Source organism: Anabaena sp. AL09 (genome assembly GCF_001672255.1).
Classification (GTDB): domain Bacteria; phylum Cyanobacteriota; class Cyanobacteriia; order Cyanobacteriales; family Nostocaceae; genus Dolichospermum; species Dolichospermum lemmermannii.
Map to the genome: position 1 here is coordinate 38,085 of NZ_LJOQ01000065.1, position 16,032 is coordinate 54,116.

General features: G+C 38.6%; 15 protein-coding genes. 7 read left to right on the top strand and 8 right to left on the bottom strand.

Annotation, left to right across the window (positions count from 1 at the left end; all coding sequences use genetic code 11):
• The first annotated feature begins 169 nt into the window (after positions 1–169).
• Together AN490_RS12930 and AN490_RS12935 are read left to right on the top strand one after the other, a co-directional pair.
• Positions 170–451, top strand: a complete 282-nt coding sequence (locus AN490_RS12930) for a YiaA/YiaB family inner membrane protein (protein WP_148759734.1) — start codon at positions 170–172, stop codon at positions 449–451.
• A 386-nt stretch (positions 452–837) separates the two neighbouring features.
• Positions 838–1,401 (top strand): Uma2 family endonuclease, encoded by a 564-nt coding sequence (locus AN490_RS12935; protein WP_213718175.1) that lies wholly within the window; start codon positions 838–840, stop codon positions 1,399–1,401.
• A gap of 31 nt (positions 1,402–1,432) precedes the next feature.
• On the opposite strand, the gene pheS is transcribed toward AN490_RS12935, so the two are convergent.
• Positions 1,433–2,425 (bottom strand): phenylalanine--tRNA ligase subunit alpha, encoded by a 993-nt coding sequence (gene pheS / locus AN490_RS12940; protein WP_015078029.1) that lies wholly within the window; start codon positions 2,423–2,425, stop codon positions 1,433–1,435.
• A gap of 230 nt (positions 2,426–2,655) precedes the next feature.
• Between pheS and surE the strand changes: the two genes are divergently transcribed.
• On the top strand, positions 2,656–3,453 hold the full coding sequence (gene surE / locus AN490_RS12945) for a 5'/3'-nucleotidase SurE (RefSeq protein ID WP_015078030.1): 798 nt from the start codon (positions 2,656–2,658) through the stop codon (positions 3,451–3,453).
• Positions 3,454–3,615: 162 nt separating this feature from the next.
• Here surE and AN490_RS12950 read toward each other — a convergent pair whose 3' ends face one another.
• The 4 genes from AN490_RS12950 to AN490_RS12965 all read right to left on the bottom strand — a co-directional run bounded on the left by AN490_RS12950 (position 3,616) and on the right by AN490_RS12965 (position 6,091).
• Positions 3,616–3,891, bottom strand: a complete 276-nt coding sequence (locus AN490_RS12950; RefSeq protein WP_168631849.1) for a PIN domain-containing protein — start codon at positions 3,889–3,891, stop codon at positions 3,616–3,618.
• Positions 3,891–4,118 (bottom strand): hypothetical protein, encoded by a 228-nt coding sequence (locus AN490_RS12955; RefSeq protein ID WP_300003815.1) that lies wholly within the window; start codon positions 4,116–4,118, stop codon positions 3,891–3,893. The genes AN490_RS12950 and AN490_RS12955 overlap by 1 nt, the downstream gene beginning before the upstream one ends.
• A 147-nt stretch (positions 4,119–4,265) precedes the next feature.
• Positions 4,266–5,222, bottom strand: coding sequence for a hypothetical protein (locus AN490_RS12960; RefSeq protein WP_300003818.1), 957 nt, complete (start codon positions 5,220–5,222; stop codon positions 4,266–4,268).
• A 320-nt stretch (positions 5,223–5,542) separates the two neighbouring features.
• Complete coding sequence (locus tag AN490_RS12965; RefSeq protein WP_015078034.1) at positions 5,543–6,091, bottom strand: DUF2854 domain-containing protein; 549 nt, start codon at positions 6,089–6,091, stop codon at positions 5,543–5,545.
• 136 nt (positions 6,092–6,227) lie between these two features.
• Between AN490_RS12965 and AN490_RS12970 the strand changes: the two genes are divergently transcribed.
• Complete coding sequence (locus tag AN490_RS12970) at positions 6,228–6,410, top strand: hypothetical protein (protein ID WP_015078035.1); 183 nt, start codon at positions 6,228–6,230, stop codon at positions 6,408–6,410.
• Positions 6,411–6,556: 146 nt separating this feature from the next.
• On the opposite strand, the gene AN490_RS12975 is transcribed toward AN490_RS12970, so the two are convergent.
• Both AN490_RS12975 and ppk1 read right to left on the bottom strand, forming a co-directional pair.
• Positions 6,557–6,991, bottom strand: a complete 435-nt coding sequence (locus AN490_RS12975) for a response regulator transcription factor (protein ID WP_015078036.1) — start codon at positions 6,989–6,991, stop codon at positions 6,557–6,559.
• A gap of 459 nt (positions 6,992–7,450) precedes the next feature.
• Positions 7,451–9,616, bottom strand: a complete 2,166-nt coding sequence (gene ppk1 / locus AN490_RS12980) for a polyphosphate kinase 1 (protein ID WP_300003824.1) — start codon at positions 9,614–9,616, stop codon at positions 7,451–7,453.
• A gap of 522 nt (positions 9,617–10,138) precedes the next feature.
• Between ppk1 and AN490_RS12985 the strand changes: the two genes are divergently transcribed.
• Positions 10,139–11,656, top strand: coding sequence for a HAMP domain-containing sensor histidine kinase (locus AN490_RS12985; RefSeq protein WP_300003827.1), 1,518 nt, complete (start codon positions 10,139–10,141; stop codon positions 11,654–11,656).
• A 113-nt stretch (positions 11,657–11,769) separates the two neighbouring features.
• Positions 11,770–12,630 carry a tetratricopeptide repeat protein gene (locus AN490_RS12990; RefSeq protein WP_168631842.1) on the top strand — a complete coding sequence of 287 codons (861 nt, stop codon included), beginning with the start codon at positions 11,770–11,772 and terminating at the stop codon, positions 12,628–12,630.
• A gap of 154 nt (positions 12,631–12,784) precedes the next feature.
• Here the strand turns inward: AN490_RS12990 and AN490_RS12995 are convergent, their stop codons facing one another.
• The gene (locus AN490_RS12995; protein WP_015078041.1) at positions 12,785–13,183 is read right to left on the bottom strand and encodes a response regulator; all 399 of its coding nucleotides are present in this window, start codon (positions 13,181–13,183) and stop codon (positions 12,785–12,787) included.
• A gap of 215 nt (positions 13,184–13,398) precedes the next feature.
• Between AN490_RS12995 and AN490_RS13000 the strand changes: the two genes are divergently transcribed.
• The gene (locus AN490_RS13000) at positions 13,399–15,942 is read left to right on the top strand and encodes a DNA topoisomerase (ATP-hydrolyzing) subunit A (protein ID WP_300003833.1); all 2,544 of its coding nucleotides are present in this window, start codon (positions 13,399–13,401) and stop codon (positions 15,940–15,942) included.
• Positions 15,943–16,032: the final 90 nt, after the last annotated feature.

Consider the following 16,032-nt stretch of genomic DNA (forward strand, 5'->3'; position numbering starts at 1 on the left):
TTGTGCCACTTACAAAACTGGTACAAATTTTGTCTGAATAACTGCTTTATTTACTGCCCTTTTCGTGATTTTAATTAAGTACAGTTACGGAACTGGTAAGTTACTCTCACCTGATTTTTTACTAATACATACAATTGTGTTGTTAGGAAGTAATTACAAAGTGGGAAATATGCAAACATTTAATCAACAAAAAGATAGTCCTGCTTGGGTTTTTCAAACATGGGCAGCTTTTATTCTATCTATTTCTATGACTACTTTTGGTGTTGTCAATTTACCTGTAGACAATTGGATAAAAGGATTTATGGGAATGGGTTTAGCTTTTTCTGTTGGTTCTACTTTTACTTTGGCAAAAACTACCAGAGATATGTATGAAACCAAACGATTAACTTCCCGCATTGAAGAAGCCAAGGTAGAAAAATTGCTTTCTCAACATGATGTGATTTTGAAATAAGAAATTTTTGTCATAACTGCTTTGATAAAATAGAAAAAATCAGGGGTTTAGCATTGCTAAACCCCTACTTCATTAATGATGAATAATTCTAGTAAATTACATAAATCCTAAATATTTGGAAGTCCGATAACCCAGCCATATTCCCAAAAGTCCCCCCATCACACTAAATAGGATTGAGGTAAACGAAAATAAACTTCCACCCCATAAAAGCGGAATATAGCTACCAATGGTAGAACCAAAAAACATTCCGATACTGATAAGTAATTTATTCAAGCTTTTATAGCCAGTGATTACACACCCAATGTACTGGATTTTACAGATATTTCCCAAAAACTAATTTTCGACATTATCGTTGATAATATAAATATGCTTTCTAGTTACCAATTATGACTATAGCCACTGAACGCCCGATTACACTAGAAAATTTTCTCAAGTTACCGGAAACTAAACCAGCATCAGAATTTATTAACGGGGAAATCCTACAAAAACCTATGCCACAAGGTGAACACAGCTTAATTCAGACTACTTTTATTGAAGTTGTCAATGGACTCACTAGAAGTCAAAAAATTGCCATAGCCTTCCCAGAACTACGTTGTACTTTTGGTGGTAGTACCATTGTGCCTGATATTGCGGTGTTCCGGTGGGAAAGAATCCCCAAAACTGAATCTGGGAGAATTGCTAACCGGTTTGAAATTCATCCTGACTGGGTAATAGAAATTCTTTCTCCTGAACAACCACAGAAAAAAGTATTAACTAAATTATTGCATTGTTCCCGTCACGGAACTGAATTAGGTTGGTTATTAAATCCAGAGGAAGAAAGTGTATTAGCTGTATTTTCTGGACAAAAAATAGAAATATATGAAGGTGATGATAAATTACCAATTTTGGAAAATATCAATTTAGAATTAACTGTTAAAGAAATTTTTGGTTGGTTGAGTTTTGGTTCATGATTATTAAGGGCGGGGAAACCCCGCCGCTGCATTAAAATTGTTGTAAAAAGCGCAAATCGCTATTATATAAACGGCGAATATCATCAATTTGATGTAATACCATTGCAAACCGTTCTACACCAAAACCGGCAGCAAACCCGCTATAAACTTCTGGATCATAACCCACAGATTTTAAAACATTGGGGTCAACCATACCGCAACCCATAACTTCTAACCAACGTCCTTTCCATTGTAAATCTACTTCGGCTGAAGGTTCGGTGAAAGGAAAATAACTGGCACGAAACCGAATTGGTAAATCGCCAAATATTGATTGTAAAAATATTTTCACAGTTCCTTTGAGGTCTGTAAAAGTTAGTCCTTCATCTATGGCTAAAAGTTCAATTTGATGGAAAACCGCTGAATGGGTCGCATCTACATCATCTCTGCGATATACTCGACCTGGGGCAACAACTCGAATAGGTGGTTCTTCCTTTTCCATGTAGCGAATTTGCACTGAAGAAGTATGAGTCCGCAATAAATTACCATCTGGTAAATAGAAGGTATCCTGCATATCACGGGCTGGATGATCTGGGGGGGTGTTAAGAGCTTCAAAATTGTAGTAATCTGTTTCCATTTCTGATCCTTGGGCAACGGTGTAACCCATGCCGACAAAGATATCTAGGGTTTGGTCAATAATGCCATTGAGGGGATGAATCCGACCTTGGGGACGGTAAATACCCGGCATGGTGACATCTATTGTTTCCGCCTCTAGTTGTACCAGAATTTGAGCAGATTCCAGGGTTGTGCGTTGCTGGTCAAGGCTGTTTTGAATGGCTTCTTTGACAGTGTTAGCGATCGCCCCAATCTGAGGACGTTCTTCCGCGCTCATTTGCCCCATACTTCGTAACAGCAGCCCCAATTGCCCTTTTTTGCCCAAATAGTTAACTCTGAGTTCTTCTAGGCGTTCTAGGCTATCAGCAGCAGCGATCGCTGTTTCTCCTTCTTGTCGTAATGCTAAAAGTTGGTCTTCTAAATTGCTAGTCATTAGTTATTAGTCATTGGTGATTAGTCATTAGTTTATAGTAGGGAACGGGGAACAGGGAAGCAGGGAAGCAGACAAGAGGCAGGGGATGTAGGGGATGTAGGGGATGTAGGGGATGTAGGGGAGAGGATTTTTCCTACTGACAACTGACAACTAACTGTACGGGCGAAGCATTTGGAGAACTATTTTTGGCAATGACCGATAATTTATCTTCCAAATGCTTCGCCCCACAAATGAAATTATTAATTAGCAACGATGATGGAATTTCTGCTTTGGGTATTCGTACCCTAGCCAACACCTTAGCAGCAGCGGGTCATGAAGTGACAGTAGTTTGTCCAGATCGAGAGAGATCCGCAACAGGGCATGGATTAACCTTACTGCAACCCATTCGCGCGGAAATAGTGGAATCTGTGTTTCATCCTGATATTAAAGCTTGGGCTTGTGATGGTACGCCTTCAGATTGTGTAAAATTGGCACTATGGGCTTTATTGGATTCTCCACCCGACTTAGTGCTATCTGGAATTAACCAAGGTGCAAATTTAGGGACAGAAATCCTCTACTCTGGGACTGTTTCCGCAGCAATGGAAGGAGTTATTGAAGGTATTCCTAGTATTGCTTTTAGTTTAACCAGTCATACCCATAAAGATTTTCAACCAGCAGCTAAATTTGCTGAAGTCCTGGTTGCTAAAATTGCCGCCCAACCACTGCCAGAATTGATGTTACTCAATGTCAACGTCCCCCCCTTATCTTGGGAAGAAATAGCTGGAGTTACTTTCACTAGACAAGGAGTACGACGTTATGTGGATGTTTTTGACAAGCGAACTGATCCTAGAGGTAAAACTTACTACTGGTTAACTGGAGAGGTAATCGAAGATGTAGAACCACCTATAGAATTAAACTTACCAACCCACATTCCCCTTGATGTTCATGCCATTCAAAAAAAATATATCAGTATTACTCCATTGCAATATAATTTGACTTATGGGCATGGACTTAATCAGCTATCTACATGGGAATTTAAACTTCCGTAGATTTAGGCAACTTTGACAAAACTAGAAAAGGTTATTTTCAGTAAAGTTACTGAATCTTTACTAGCTATTAATTAAATAAATGTAGTAAACTATATAGAATAGGACTTGTGTATCCATGCAAGTAGGCGGTACTCGGCTAATTTTTGATGCTGGTACAGGATTTTACAGATTATGCAGTCCAATTTGACCTTTCACAACGTGCAAATCGGACAGCCTATCCATAATAGTTAATGTCGTTGAAATCGCTTGTCTAGCTAGTTCAATACTTTGAGTTTGTTTGCGAGCAATGTAGAAAATGTCAGTTAGTGTTGTTGCAGTCACATATCCAATTATTTGCCCAGAATCAATCGCTTGAAATAACATTTCTGCATCTTCTAAAAACGGTTCTCGTTCTAATAAGTAATCTAAAATAATATTGGTATCAATGAGAATTTTCACTAAAGATACTTCTCTACTCGATGTTGTTCTAACATTGCATTTACCTGTTCATCGGTTGGTGCTGGTTGATTGGTTTTTAATAAACCTTTCATTTGTTTGATTATGCGAGTCCGTTCAGATTTTTGACTGGGTTGATTTTGCAATGACTCGATGATTGCGCGGACGAGTTCTAAGCGATCGCTCTCAGGTAGTTGAAAGGCTTGCTCTTTCAGTTCTTGTAAGGACATAGAGGTTATTTTAGGCTATATTTACCTTTATTTTATTTTATTTTATTTTATTTTATTTTATCTGAAAGCGATCGCACTCCCAAAATCATCCTACAAGCGATCGCACCCCTCCAAAATCTCACTATCTCAACAATATAGTATTTTAAGTTACTTTTCTTCTGTTTCTAAATAGCTGTCAATCACAGTCTTAATATTTATACCTATTAATTTAATATAATCGTCCATATATTTTGGTAGTGGTGTAAATGTTTCTTCATTTGAAGAATAAGCTGGAAGCCAAAATTCACTTTTTATATCTAATTCTTTCAATGGGTTGTTAGTTTTTTTAAGATGCTTTTGCAGTAGATATTCATAAACAAATTGTTTTCTAACGCTTTTGTTTTTTATTTCTTCTATATTGTCTAGATTTGTGTAATGATCAGAATCAGAGTATTTTATATCAATAATGCTGAATTGACTCATAACAACTTGAATAAATTTTTGAAATAACGTTTCTCGGTTTTTTTCACCACCAGAATCTCGCAATAATGAGGTTGTAAAAATATCGTAAGGTTCAAGATACTGCTGATAAAAATTTTCAAAACATAAAAAACCTTTTTTAATAGCTACGAAAAATACATGATTCAAATTATTCATCATTTGTATTTGTTGAAGGTTAAAATCTTCATATTCATCAGGACTTATATACCAATAAGAATAAAATTTATTAGGCAGCGAACTTATTTGTACCAATTTATCGCTACCTGTTTTAGATAACCTTCTTAACTCATAAAATGTATGATAATTTTTTAATTGATTAGCATAAGCTATTCTTATATTTTCATCATTAATCTCAAAACTTGTATAATATATATACCAATCATTGTAGTCATTTTTTTTAAGTTGATATGTGATTGATTCAGAATTATTTTTTAAAGTATCAAAAAAATTAGATAAAAGAATAACTGCATCAGGAAATACTTCAATACCATTAATTTTAAATATTTCTAAAATATCAATAATCTTCCTACTATTATTTAACTGGCGCAATATTCTATTAGAAATAAATTTATCATCCAAGTAAAGAATAAAAATAGGATCTATTATTTTGATTAAGTATATCAAACACATTGACTCCCAGATAGTATGAAAATTACTAAATCCCCACACTTTACCTTGAATCTAGCTACCTGTTAATTTTCAGATCCCTGACTTCTTTGAGAAGTCGGGGATCTTGGGGATCTTGACACTTTCCCAATTAGACATCTCCGAGAAATTTAATTCTAGTTGGCTTTTACACCCGCCAGACACCCGCCAGGGAATTTATTCCCTGTCTAATAGCTGAAGTCCGTTAAAACGGACTAGGAACTTTTTTAAGTGTTTAGTCATCTCTAGATGACTTTTGTTATTAGCAAGGAACTTGAGTTCCTTGCGAGATAGAGGTTTTAGATTAAAGTTTTCATCAAAGACAGTTCAATGTAGTCCTCTCTGGGCTGTTTAATGTTGACTTCTACACCTGGACCAAAATACTTGGTCATTTTTTCATGCTTTTGTTGCCAGGTATCAAAGGTGATGAGTGGTGAATCGAATTCTAGGATTAGGGTATAAGCGCCGTTGATTTCGGTTTCTCGCAAACCGGTGACGACTGGTCTGACTTCGTCAGTGGGACTTAAACCTAGATAAGCCAGGGCTAAATCTAGATGGGATTTTTGCCCATAACAGAAGCGGGTGATGTCCTTGCGGATTTTAGTTTGTGTGACAGTTGCCTGTTGCTTTCTGAGTTCGAGGATTGATGGTGTGGTAGTTTGGCTGAAGGGGATGGGTTTAAGTTCATTAGCTTTTAGGGCTAAACCTCCCAGTAATAGCGGAAAACCATAGAAAAATCCTACTAGATTGAGGGTAGCGTTATCCATGAAGTAGGCAACAAAACCTGTGATGGTGAGTATACTACCTACTGTTAAACCAAGTGTTCCCAAAGAAATTCCGCCGAGCATAATTTAAGCTTAGTATAATTTATTTTCATCTTTTATTATCATCGCTGATTGGTGGCAGATTGGGAAAGGGATATGGAGATTTTTCCTTTTTGCGTTAACTTTAGATTTGAAGTGTTTCAAAACTGGACGCAAAAAAATGGATATTCAGACAGTTAAAGACCGAATTAGCACTGTTCAAGGTAAACGTGAGCGGTTGCTGAGTTTATTAGAACAACCCAATTTAGGAACTTTAAGGGTTGATGTCAATCAAGCTTTGGAAGAATTAGATGATTTAATTGATGAATTTAAACGGACTATTCCCCAAGCAGGAAATAATTAACCTAAGTTGTTAGTTATCTAAAATTTAGACAGGAGAAAAGGTAATTGATAATTGTCAATTGCCTTTTGCCTGATCTAATTTGTACTTTTTTAATTATTAATGATGTTGGGTTTCCCAGGGTCAACCCAACCTACATAAATTTATGATTAGGCAGAGTTCAATATTTCTTCTGGAAATGAAGAATACCTATGTCTGTTCCCTAACTCTCTGACTAAGGCAATGAGTTCCTTTGTCGGAATATCTTTTTTGCAAACTTTATCAAAGTTATGCCTAGTTTTGTTTTTTCCAAAAGATACTTCATCTACAGAGGAATAAGCCAGAATTTGAGTATTTGGAGATATAGCTTTAATGTAATGAGATGCTGACCAACCATCCATAATTGGCATTTGTAAATCGAGAATGATCACATCAGGTTGATAGCATTGAACTATTTCTATAGCTTCTTGACCATTACTAGCTAAACCAACAACCTGGATATTTTCTTGAACAGAAAAAACTAATTGTAGGCTTAAACGAGTGAGTTCATGATCATCAACTATGAGAACGCGCAAATTAGAAGACTCACGGGACAACATTAACATTCCAGAAAAGAATAAATATGAATTCTTATAGTTTATGAGTACAAGTGAAATACTTCACTCTATCTTATGGATGAATTTTAGCCACTAAAAGTTAATTTTTATGCAAATTTTCCATAAAAAACTGTTTTTTTTTGCATAATACTGGGCGCGACAGATTCAGCACTTATGAAACTGGCATATTATCATAGTGCATCATCTCCAAAATATGTTATTCATCACCGAATATCAAGTCTAATGTCCTCAACAATATACATTTAGTCTGATAGTTGTGTAAGTCTGAAGACTATTTAAAATATATATATCTATTGACTCAAGAAGAATTTACAGCAGGGTACGTCAATTAAGCTATGGTTGAGATCCCCGACTTCTCCGATTAATTATTTGCATGAGAAAATTGATCAAAGAAGTCGGTGATCTTGGCAGAGGTTATTATTCACTTTTGCTGCAACTAATGAGAGTTTAATTTATGCCTACAGATCGTAATGTCATAGACATAATAGTTTTTTGAGAATTAGCTTCTGGACAGTTATCACAAGGACATCTTTGAATATAACTACCATCAGGTTGTAATTCCCAAGCATGACGATTATCTGCCAACATAATTCCTAAAATCTCTTGCAAGTCCTTAGCAATATCTTGGTCTTTAATGGGGGTAATGACTTCCACTCGACGATCTAAATTGCGACGCATCCAGTCCGCACTGCCAATATATATTTCTTCTTGACTATTGTTGTAGAAGTAAAATATGCGGGAGTGTTCCAAAAAGCGACCAATAATGCTGATGACGCGAATATTTTCGCTCAGGTTTGGCACTCCGGGACGCAAACAACAAATACCGCGAATAATTAGGTCAATTTGTACACCTGCACGAGAAGCTTCGTATAGTGTAGAAATGATTTGTGGATCAACGATGGCATTCATTTTAGCAACGATGCGACCAGAAAATCCATTGTGGACATTTTCAATTTCGCGCTTAATTAATTCCAGAAAGCGATCGCGCATATTCACAGGTGCTACCATAATTTTTCGATAGGATTTTTGGCGAGAGTAACCTGTTAAAAAATTAAACACATCTGTTAAATCTGCACCTAATTCTTCCCGACAACTAAATAAGCCTAAATCTGTATAGAGTCGTGCAGTTTTTGGGTTGTAATTCCCTGTACCAATATGTACATAACGGCGCATTCTGTCTTTTTCCCGACGCACTACCAGAACAATTTTGCTATGGGTTTTTAAACCAACTAAACCATAGACAACATGAACACCAACACTTTCTAAACGCCTTGCCCAGTAAATGTTATTCTCTTCATCAAACCGGGCTTTTAATTCGACTAATACAGAAACTTGTTTGCCATTTTCTGCCGCAGCAATTAAAGCATTAATGATGGGTGAGTCCCCAGAAGTCCGGTAAAGAGTCATTTTAATGGCAAGAACATGAGGATCATGGGCAGCGCTAGTAATAAAGCGGACTACTGTACCAGAAAAGGATTGATAGGGATGGTGGACGAGTAAATCTTTTTCGCGAATGATGGAAAAAAAGTCTCTTCCTTCTTCTAGTTCGGGAACGTCAGCATCAATACAGGGTTCTCTGAGCCGTTGCAAGCGGGAAGGAACAACAGATTGACGGGGGGGATATTTAAGTTCTGGTAATGGTAATGCCAGAAAATACATTAAATCCCGCAGTGCTAAAAGACCATCAATTTCATAAATATCGCTTTCGGTTAATCCCAAATCTTGTAAGAGCCGGGAACGAATTGATGCGGGGGTTTGGGAGCGAATTTCTAACCTGACGGTATTTCCACCCATGCGGCGTTTGCGAAGTTCCTGTTCAATAGCTAATAACAGGTCATCTGCTTCATCTTCTTCTAGTTCCAGATCAGCATCACGGGTAATGCGGAAGGGGTGATATTCTTGGATACTCATCCCTGGAAAGAGGGATTCTAAGTTATGAGCGATCGCTTGTTCTAAGGGAACTCCGATCCAATGAGCAGTTTTACCATCTTCCTGAATTCCCAACTCTGGTGGTAAGGGTAAAAATTGTGGCAAGACTTTCGGAACTTTAACTATGGCAAAGGACTCCTCCTCAGTATCGGGATTTTTGACCACCACTGCCAGGTTTAAACTGAGATTAGAAATGTGGGGAAAGGGATGACCAGGATTAACAGCGAGGGGAGTTAGCACCGGAAAAACCTGTTCTTCAAAATAGTTATTTAAGTAATTTCGCTGTCTTTGATTCAGTTCTATGTAATCGAGAATATAGATTCCCTGTTTTACTAACTGTGGTCGCAGAACTTCCTCAAATTCTGCGTTATGTTTTTTGAGTTGGGGAGTCAAATGCAGACGAATATCATCTAGCTGTTTTGCTGGTGTGCGTCCATCTGGCGTTAATAAATTAATACTGGCTTCTACCTGTTGCTTTAAACCTGCTACTCGTACCATAAAGAACTCATCCAGATTGGAACTAAAAATGGCCAAAAATTTCAGCCTTTCCAACAGAGGAGTTGTGGGATCACAAGCCTCATGTAAGACCCGATGATTAAATTCTAGCCAACTTAATTCACGGTTAATGTAGTATTGTGGATCACTTAGATTTATGGAAGCAGAATTCTTTTTTGGTTTTGCCATGATCACTTAGATTAAGGCAGATATTGCCCATAGAGCATGAATATCAATATCTTAATGGCTGGGGCATAGATTTTGACGATTTTTGATCTAGAAACCTGATTAAGTTTTCAAATGGGTATTTTTATGTATAGAAAATAATTATTTTTTGATAAAATATTTCGATTTAAGTGTTTCAATAGTAACTGAGTAATTTATTCGATTAGATCACACAAGGATAGGAAGCATGAAATCATACTCAGCTTATTTTATTCGCACGGAAGATTTTGCTCTGGCACAAACTAGTACAGTACAGTGTAAGTAAGACAACCATTAAAAATCCCTAAAAAGCTTATACAATCTGCTTTTTTAATTTTTAATTGTTAATTTTTAATTCCGCCCTGCGCTACTAGTGGTCTGTCAAATTTATTTTGACGGGTTTTTGGTAGTGCGGGCATCTTGCCCGCGTGAGCGAGACGCTCACACTACAGTCCCCCGAATTTTTAAAGAAGTCGGGGATCTCGATTTTGAAAGCTTATTAATTTTATGTCTATTTACCTTTTTCAAGCTACTCGTCGGCGGTTGGCGATTTGGTACACTACTATAACTGCGATTTTACTATTATTATTTGCCAGTGGAGTATATTTGTATGTTCGTAGTACATTAATTGAGAGAATTGACGATACATTATATCACGTAGTGGAAGTTGTCGAGCGCTCTTTGGTAATTGAACCGATAAACTTTCAACCAAATCAAGTGCGAGTAAATGTAGAAGCTAGTTTTCCTAATAATGCTGAAAATACCGAAGATGATCGGATTGATTTAGAGTGGTTTAGTCCTAATGGTGAATTATTGTGGTCAACTTTTTCGGCAATACTAGATATTCCTATTCATACTAATCATACAGGTGAAACTGTGCAAATAGAAGGCATAGGAGGATGGGGAAAATCTGCACAGTTATTTAGACAAGTTACAAAAAGGATAGAAGTAGGAAGACAGATTTTAGGCTATTTACGGGTTAGTCATCCTTGGTTTGAGGTGACGAAACCTAGCAGAGAATTAATTTTTGATTTGGCTTTAGGTATCACTCTAATGATCTTGTCAGTAGCCGCTAGTGGTTGGTTTTTATCTGGCAAAGCTATGGAACCAGTTGGAGAATCTTACCAACGCTTAAAACAATTTACTGCTGATGCTTCCCATGAATTAAGAAGTCCGATTGCTTTGATTCAAACTAATGTGCAAATTGCTTTGGCTGATTTGGATGCAGGGGAAGAAGAAAAAAATACGGTTCAATATAAACAACAATTAAAAGTAGTAGAACGACTTACTCAACGATTGGGAAAGTTAGTTAATGATTTGCTATTTTTGGCTAGACAAGATAGTGGGATTAATACAGATTTATTTTCATCTTGTCCTCTTGATGCTTTATTGATGGAAGTTGTAGACGAACAACAATTTGTAGCTAGAGAAAAACAAATTAATCTGGGTTTGAACTTAGTTGATTCTCCGTTGATGGAAGTTAATCCCGAATTATTAGAAAACTGGTTTACTCTCACGGGAAATTGGGAGCAATTAGTCAGATTATTTACAAATTTGATTGGTAATGCTTTGCAATATACTCCACCCCAAGGAGTAATAAAAGTGGAGTTAGCAAGAATAGAGGGGATAAATCGAGTTACAGGAATGCGTTACACTAATTCTCATTTACAAGTAAAGGTTAGTGATACTGGCTCTGGTATTCCTGCGGACGCGCTGCCAAAATTATTTGACCGCTTTTATCGAGTTGATCCGGCACGAAGTCATAAAGGTGGGAAAACGGCTACAGTCACAACTACTGGTTCAGGATTAGGATTAGCGATCGCTCAAGCCATTATCGAGCATCATCAAGGACAAATTCAAGTAGCCAGCAATCTGGGTGAAGGTACTACTTTCACTGTGATTCTACCCATTTTTGATAAGAGGAGTCAGGAGTCAGGAGTCAGGAGTCAGGAGGAGGAAGAAGAAGAAGAAGAAGGAAGAAGGAAGAAGGAAGAAGGAAGAAGGAAGAATAAAATTACTCATTGACAACTGACAACTGACAACTGACAACTGACAACTGACCAATGACAATTGACCAATCTATCTGATAGCGTGGCGTTAGCGATAAGATTCCAATATTCGGACTAGTAGGTGGTAGTGTGCCAAAATATATTCGGTTGATTTCTCTTTTAGTTGCCTGTAGTGTATGGAGTTTGCCAAAAGCTGCTCATGCTCAAGCATTCATTCCGCATACAGTGCAAGTTGATAATGCTCAATTAGAGAAACAGGGCTTGAATTTAGCCCAGCAAGCGGCTCAATTAGCTCAGTTTCAGCAGGTTGAACCAGCTTTGCTCAGAGCGCAGTTGGCTACGAAATTAGCCCCGCAGAATGACAAAGTATGGTGGCTACTAGGGAGTTTGCATTTACAAAATAAAGAATTTGATCAGGCTGTTACCTCCTTGAGCAAAGCCCAAACCCTCAATCCTAAAAATCCTGAAGTGCAGTTTGCGTTGGGTTCAGCTAAGTTTCAAAAAAAAGATTACCAAGGAGCTATTACCAATTATCAAGCTGGTTTGAAATTAAAACCCAATTATTCTGGAGGGTTGTTTGATTTGGGCAATGCTTACTTGATGTTACAGAAATTCCCAGATGCGATCGCTCAATTCAATTTAGCAGTCAACCAAGATAAAAAGTTTTGGCCAGCAATTAACAATATTGGTTTAATCAAATACGAACAAGGTGATGTCACCGGAGCGATCCAGCAATGGCAAACAGCAGTAAGCATTGATAAAAAAGCCGCAGAACCTTTATTAGCTTTAGCCGTAGCTTCCTATAATCAGGGCGATAAACAAAAAAGTTTACAAATGGGAGTATCCGCGCTCCGCATAGATTCCCGTTATGCTGACTTAGATTTTCTCAAAGAAAACCTGTGGGGCGATCGCTTACTTACAGACACCAAAAAATTCTTAGAATTACCACAAATTAAATCAGCCTCACAGCCCCAGGAGGAAGCACCCTAGTGGTATGGAGCAGGGAGCAGGGAGCAGGGAGCAGGGGGCAGGTAGCAGGGGGAAAGAATTTGCCAATGACCGGATGACAACGGACAACGGACAACGGACAACGGACAACGGACAACTGACAACTGACAACTGACAACGGACAACGGACAACTGACTATTCTGGTGGTAAAAGAGCCATAATTTTGTCAATAAACAGTTGGTGATCAACCACAGGCTTAGAAATATAAGCATCAGCACCGCTTTGGTTCAAAAAATTCTCCCGATCTCCTTCCATCGCGTGTGCCGTCACTAAAATCACTGGTAAGTTGGCTGTTTGCGGGTTAGACTTTAACATTTGTGTAATTTTGATCCCATCAACAGACTTACCTTGGTATACACTACGTGATAGGGACACATCCATTAAAATCAGGTCAATTTCACGAGCTTGGGCAATTTCCATGACCTCTTCTACATTTTCCGTATGTTTTACCCCCAATCCCCCCCGTTTACTCAGAATTTTAGAAAAAACGCGAGCATTAATTAAATCATCTTCCACAATTAGAACAGTTTTCATGAGACTTTATACTAAATAGGGTTAACACCTGACCAATCTGTATTGTATTTTTAATAATCTATAAGCTTAGATCACATCAAGGATAATACTACTGCTTTTTATCTTCATGAGTATCAAGATTGTGTGAGTATTTCTATTTAATCCGTTATGCTGTGATTGCGGAGCGTGTCAACTTCTAGCGGCTGTTGTGTAGTCAAAATTCAGGGAAAAACCTCATGGCAAAACAGTTAAACCTTCTCTCCAAGGGACAGGTCATCACCACCGCCCTACACACCGAAATGCAACGGTCATACCTAGAATATGCCATGAGTGTGATTGTGGGGCGAGCCTTACCAGATGTTCGAGATGGGTTAAAACCAGTACATAGGCGGATTCTATATGCCATGCACGAACTCGGTTTAACACCAGATCGACCTTACCGAAAATGCGCTCGTGTAGTGGGAGACGTTCTCGGTAAATATCATCCTCACGGCGATCAATCAGTTTATGATGCCTTAGTTCGGCTAGTCCAAGACTTTTCCAGTCGTTATCCCTTACTGGGAGGACATGGTAACTTTGGTAGCGTGGATAATGACCCACCGGCAGCCATGCGTTACACGGAAACCCGTCTTGCACCAGTGGGACATGAGGGAATGTTGGCAGAAATTGCCGACGAGACTGTGGATTTTACTGGTAATTTCGACAATTCCCAACAAGAACCAACCGTACTCCCGGCTCAATTACCATTTTTGTTACTGAATGGTTGTGCAGGAATCGCCGTAGGGATGGCTACAAATGTCCCCCCCCACAACTTGGGAGAAATCGTTGATGGCTTAATCGCCTTAATTGACAACCCAGAGTTAAGCGATGAAAAATTATTTCAATTAATTCCCGGTCCCGACTTTCCTACTGGTGGGGAAATTGTTGATCATGGCGGCATTAGAGAAGCCTATACCACTGGTAAAGGTAGTATTATTATGCGCGGCATCGTCACAATGGAAGAAATTCCTGCCACCAGGGGAACTAAACGCCGGACAGCATTAATAGTCACTGAACTGCCCTTTCAAGTTAATAAGGCTGGTTGGATTGAAAAAATCGCCGATTTAGTCAACCAAGGTCGTTTACTAGGAATTTCTGACATTCGAGATGAGAGTGACAGAGACGGAATGCGTGTAGTTATTGAACTCAAACGCGATACAAATCCCCAGGAATTGCTCCAGCATTTATATCACCAAACTGCTTTACAAACTAACTTTGGCGCGATTCTGTTAGCTATAGTTGATGGACAACCTCGCCAATTAACCTTACGACAACTATTAGACGAATTTCTCAAGTTCCGAGAACATACCCTCAACCGTCGCTACAGTTACGAATTAGGAAAAGCGGAAAATCGGGTAAATATCCTGGCAGGATTACTGAAAGCTTTAGCAAATTTGGATGATGTTATTGCTATATTACGGCAAGCGCCCGATGGCAGTACCGCCAAAATGACACTTTGTAATCGCCTAGATTTAAGTGATGTCCAAGCAGATGCCATTTTGTCTATGCCCTTACGTCGTCTCACTGGGTTAGAACAGCAAAATTTACAACAGGAATTTGACCAACTTAACCAGGAAATTAGCGTATTGCGGACATTACTGGACGACAGACGGGAATTACTCAAAGCCCTGAAAAAAGATTTGCGAACTCTCAAACGGAAGTACAATGATCCGCGACGAACGAAAATAATTCACACTACAGAAAAACCAGTTTCCGAAGAGAAAGGTAAGGCTAAACCAGCAGCAGTAGACGCAGCAGATAATTCTCCAGCGAAAATTCCCACTCCTAAACCGGAAGCACCGCTAGAGGAAACTATTGTCGAAGTTACTCAGCGGGGTTATGTCCGGCGGATTTCCCCCAACAGTAAAAAAACAAAAGGGGAAAACGGCTTGTTGGATCATGATTTCCTGATCCAAACGGCATTAACTAATACTCACAAAGACCTGTTAATCCTCACTAGCGGTGGTAAAGTCTATCCCATTACGGTGGGAGATATTCCTCTAACTACTGGACGTAGTTCGACTTCGCTCACTACAAGTTCAGCGCGAGGAACGCCATTGATTACGATGCTTACCAGTACCGCTCAAGGTAACACGGAAGGTATCATTACTCGGTTCTTGTTGCCAGAAAAACCCGAAACGTTGGAAATGGTTCTGTTGACGAAGGAAGGACGGATTAAACGCCTATCTTTGTCGGAGTTTGTGAATTTCTCACGGCGAGGAATTACAATTTTGAAGCTTAAAGATAAGGATGAGTTAGCGTTTACCCAATTCCTCAGCAGCGGAGAACATCTAATTTTGGCGAGTTCTAGCGGTCGTCTATTAAGGTTTCCGGTTAATGATGAACAACTACCGATTATGGGTCGGGCTGCAATGGGTTTACAAGCTTTCCGCCTTTTGAAAAATCAGCAAATGGTTGGTTGTGTCAATGTCAGTAAAAATCACCAATTATTGCTAGTGACTGAAGAGGGATATGGCAAAATTATGGATGCTAATCAGTTGAGGGCTGCGAATCGGGGGGATTTAGGAATACAACTTGTGAAATTTAATAATAAAACCGACAATTTAGCGGCTATGGTAGCAGCAAAGCCAGGTTCGGAGGTTGCATTATTGACAAATAAGGAGCGAGTTATCCGCGTATCGGTAGATGCAGTTCCTAATCTCAACAAAGATAGTAAGGGTGAAAGTATTTGTCAACTCAATAGGGATGAGAGGATTATTAGTGTGGTGGAAGTAGAGTAGGATTTTTGATAATCCCCGGTCTCTAGATACGGGGATTTTTAAGACCAAATCAATCATTTTAACGGCAATGTCAGTAATAATTTTTATTTA

Bases quoted from the DNA above. Each gene is read 5' to 3' on its own strand.
- AN490_RS12930 (WP_148759734.1), top strand. From the start codon at position 170: ATGCAAACATTTAATCAACAAAAAGATAGTCCTGCTTGGGTTTTTCAA.
- AN490_RS12935 (WP_213718175.1), top strand. From the start codon at position 838: ATGACTATAGCCACTGAACGCCCGATTACACTAGAAAATTTTCTCAAG.
- pheS (WP_015078029.1), bottom strand. From the start codon at position 2,425: ATGACTAGCAATTTAGAAGACCAACTTTTAGCATTACGACAAGAAGGA.
- surE (WP_015078030.1), top strand. From the start codon at position 2,656: ATGAAATTATTAATTAGCAACGATGATGGAATTTCTGCTTTGGGTATT.
- AN490_RS12955 (WP_300003815.1), bottom strand. From the start codon at position 4,118: ATGTCCTTACAAGAACTGAAAGAGCAAGCCTTTCAACTACCTGAGAGC.
- AN490_RS12965 (WP_015078034.1), bottom strand. From the start codon at position 6,091: ATGCTCGGCGGAATTTCTTTGGGAACACTTGGTTTAACAGTAGGTAGT.
- AN490_RS12970 (WP_015078035.1), top strand. From the start codon at position 6,228: ATGGATATTCAGACAGTTAAAGACCGAATTAGCACTGTTCAAGGTAAA.
- AN490_RS12975 (WP_015078036.1), bottom strand. From the start codon at position 6,991: ATGTTAATGTTGTCCCGTGAGTCTTCTAATTTGCGCGTTCTCATAGTT.
- ppk1 (WP_300003824.1), bottom strand. From the start codon at position 9,616: ATGGCAAAACCAAAAAAGAATTCTGCTTCCATAAATCTAAGTGATCCA.
- AN490_RS12985 (WP_300003827.1), top strand. From the start codon at position 10,139: ATGTCTATTTACCTTTTTCAAGCTACTCGTCGGCGGTTGGCGATTTGG.
- AN490_RS12995 (WP_015078041.1), bottom strand. From the start codon at position 13,183: ATGAAAACTGTTCTAATTGTGGAAGATGATTTAATTAATGCTCGCGTT.
- AN490_RS13000 (WP_300003833.1), top strand. From the start codon at position 13,399: ATGGCAAAACAGTTAAACCTTCTCTCCAAGGGACAGGTCATCACCACC.